The sequence below is a fragment of the Litorivivens lipolytica genome, assembly GCF_014191715.1.
Taxonomy (GTDB): domain Bacteria; phylum Pseudomonadota; class Gammaproteobacteria; order Pseudomonadales; family Spongiibacteraceae; genus Litorivivens; species Litorivivens lipolytica.
Genome location: NZ_JACHWY010000006.1, coordinates 2,501 through 5,590, shown reverse-complemented (window position 1 = coordinate 5,590; position 3,090 = coordinate 2,501). Strand labels below are relative to the sequence as shown.

Genomic DNA, 3,090 nt, shown 5'->3' with positions numbered 1-3,090 from the left:
GCTACGTTAGCCTGCTCGTTCACACACAAATAGGGTGATGGTTAAACTGATAGCTTTTGTCTGAGTACATTCTGCTTTCTCGGTCGTGTAACAACCGTCGCAGTTTCATTGATATTTCATTGTTGGCTAAACCACTTGATTATATGGTCAAGCCTCACGAGCAATTAGTACAGGTTAGCTCAACGCCTCACAACGCTTCCACACCCTGCCTATCAACGTCCTGGTCTTGAACGGCTCTTTAGGGGGCTCGAAGCCCCAGGGAGAACTTATCTTGAAGGAGGCTTCCCGCTTAGATGCTTTCAGCGGTTATCCCGTCCGAACATAGCTACCGGGCAATGCGTCTGGCGACACAACCCGAACACCAGAGGTTCGTCCACTCCGGTCCTCTCGTACTAGGAGCAGCTCTTCTCAATTCTCCAACGCCCACGGCAGATAGGGACCGAACTGTCTCACGACGTTCTGAACCCAGCTCGCGTACCACTTTAAATGGCGAACAGCCATACCCTTGGGACCGGCTTCAGCCCCAGGATGTGATGAGCCGACATCGAGGTGCCAAACACCGCCGTCGATGTGAACTCTTGGGCGGTATCAGCCTGTTATCCCCGGAGTACCTTTTATCCGTTGAGCGATGGCCCTTCCATACAGAACCACCGGATCACTAAGACCTACTTTCGTACCTGCTCGACTTGTCAGTCTCGCAGTCAAGCGCGCTTGTGCCTTTACACTAACCTGACGATTTCCGACCGTCATTAGCGCACCTTCGTGCTCCTCCGTTACTCTTTGGGAGGAGACCGCCCCAGTCAAACTACCCACCAGACACTGTCCTCGATCCGGATAACGGACCTAAGTTAGAACCCCAATGTTACCAGGCTGGTATTTCAAGGTCGGCTCCACCACAACTAGCGTCATGGTTTCAAAGCCTCCCAGCTATCCTACACAAATAACATCAGAGTCCAGTGTCAAGCTATAGTAAAGGTTCACGGGGTCTTTCCGTCTAGCCGCGGGTACACTGCATCTTCACAGCGATTTCAATTTCACTGAGTCTCGGGTGGAGACAGCGTGGCCATCGTTACGCCATTCGTGCAGGTCGGAACTTACCCGACAAGGAATTTCGCTACCTTAGGACCGTTATAGTTACGGCCGCCGTTTACCGGGGCTTCGATCAAGAGCTTCGACCTAAGTCTAACCCCATCAATTAACCTTCCGGCACCGGGCAGGCGTCACACCGTATACGTCCACTTTCGTGTTTGCACAGTGCTGTGTTTTTGCTAAACAGTCGCAGCCACCTGGTATCTTCGACCGCCAACAGCTTACGGGGCAAGCCCTTCACCGTCAGCGGCGCACCTTCTCCCGAAGTTACGGTGCCATTTTGCCTAGTTCCTTCACCCGAGTTCTCTCAAGCGCCTTGGTATTCTCTACCTGTCCACCTGTGTCGGTTTGGGGTACGGTTCGTTATGACCTGAAGCTTAGAAGATTTTCCTGGAAGCATGGCATCAACCACTTCGCGATCTAAAAGATCACTCGTCATCAGTTCTCGGCCTTAAGGACCCGGATTTGCCTAAGTCCTCAGCCTACCGCCTTAAACGCGGACAACCATCGCCGCGCTGGCCTAGCCTTCTCCGTCTCTCCATCGCAGTCATAACAAGTACGGGAATATTAGCCCGTTTCCCATCGATTACGCTCTTCAGCCTCACCTTAGGGGCCGACTAACCCTGCGCCGATTAGCGTTGCGCAGGAACCCTTGGACTTCCGGCGAGCGGGCTTTTCACCCGCTTTATCGTTACTCATGTCAGCATTCGCACTTCTGATACCTCCAGCAAACCTCTCGATTCACCTTCAACGGCTTACAGAACGCTCCTCTACCATGCTAGCAAGCTAGCATCCGCAGCTTCGGTTATACGTTTAGCCCCGTTACATCTTCCGCGCAGGCCGACTCGACTAGTGAGCTATTACGCTTTCTTTAAAGGGTGGCTGCTTCTAAGCCAACCTCCTAGCTGTCTAAGCCTTCCCACATCGTTTCCCACTTAACGTATATTAGGGACCTTAGCTGGCGGTCTGGGTTGTTTCCCTCTCCACGACGGACGTTAGCACCCGCCGTGTGTCTGCCATGATTGTACTCCGCGGTATTCGGAGTTTGCATGGGGTTGGTAAGTCGGGATGACCCCCTAGCCCAAACAGTGCTCTACCCCCGCGGGTAAGACATGACGCTCTACCTAAATAGATTTCGAGGAGAACCAGCTATCTCCCGGCTTGATTAGCCTTTCACTCCGATCCACAGCTCATCCCAGCATTTTTCAACATACTTGGGTTCGGTCCTCCAGTGCCTGTTACGGCACCTTCAACCTGGCCATGGATAGATCGCCGGGTTTCGGGTCTAAAGCCTGCAACTAATTCGCCCTATTAAGACTCGGTTTCCCTACGCCTCCCCTAAACGGTTAAGCTTGCTACAGACCTTAAGTCGCTGACCCATTATACAAAAGGTACGCAGTCACCAAACAAGTTGGCTCCCACTGCTTGTACGCACACGGTTTCAGGTTCTATTTCACTCCCCTCTCCGGGGTTCTTTTCGCCTTTCCCTCACGGTACTGGTTCACTATCGGTCAGTTAGGAGTATTTAGCCTTGGAGGATGGTCCCCCCATGTTCAGACAAGATAACACGTGTCCCGTCCTACTCGATTTCACTTAGGTTCGCTTTCGTGTACGGGGCTATCACCCTGTATCGCCGGACTTTCCAGACCGTTCCACTAGCAGCCCCCAAGCTTAAGGGCTAGTCCCCGTTCGCTCGCCGCTACTAAGGGAATCTCGGTTGATTTCTTTTCCTCCGGGTACTTAGATGTTTCAGTTCCCCGGGTTCGCCCCACATACCTATGTATTCAGTATGCAGTACCCGCCTTATGACGGGTGGGTTTCCCCATTCGGAAATCAGCGGGTCATAGGTTGGTTGCCACCTTACCGCTGCTTATCGCAGGCTCCAACGTCCTTCATCGCCTCTAACTGCCAAGGCATCCACCGTGTGCGCTTAGTCGCTTGACCATATAATCAAGTAGTCTTCCAACTACTCAACCAACAACACAATCAAGAAACTGCATT

At 52.6% G+C, this 3,090-nt stretch carries 1 rRNA gene; it reads right to left on the bottom strand.

Annotated elements, in window-relative coordinates:
- Positions 1-143: 143 nt before the first annotated feature.
- Positions 144-3,033 (bottom strand): 23S ribosomal RNA (locus FHR99_RS16145).
- Positions 3,034-3,090: the final 57 nt, after the last annotated feature.